1 pseudogene is annotated in these 390 nt (G+C 42.6%); it reads left to right on the forward strand.

From position 1 onward, the window contains the following. Positions 1–119: 119 nt before the first annotated feature. Positions 120–338: pseudogene (locus ACSZPU_RS26370) on the forward strand (MFS transporter); the annotation flags it as partial. Between the last annotated feature and the right edge of the window lie 52 nt (positions 339–390).

The following is a 390-nucleotide window of genomic DNA, read 5'->3' on the forward strand; positions in this document are numbered from 1 at the left end:
TATCGGTAGTTAACCCTTCCTCCTACACTCTCCACAATCATGTCCGAGCGTTGCACTTATTATCTGAATTCGCTCATCACGTCGCCTGCCATTATTATATTACCGCTGGAAACGATGACATGAATCCATCAATAGAGCAGATTACCCTCACGAAAATATCGTGGCGAATAGTACCATTCGTGATGTTCGCTTATTTCATTGCGTTTTTTGATCGTATTAATATCGGCTTTGCTGCGCTCACCATGAACCAGGACCTGGGATTCTCTTCCACGGTATTTGGGGTGGGTGCAGGCATGTTCTTTATTGGCTATTTCTTAGATAGTGTCGTCACGAGGATAAAAATCATTGATAATAGGGCCTTCTAATCATAAGGCCCTATTATCATGACTA

Source organism: Phytobacter sp. V69 (assembly GCF_965644215.1).
Classification (GTDB): domain Bacteria; phylum Pseudomonadota; class Gammaproteobacteria; order Enterobacterales; family Enterobacteriaceae; genus Phytobacter.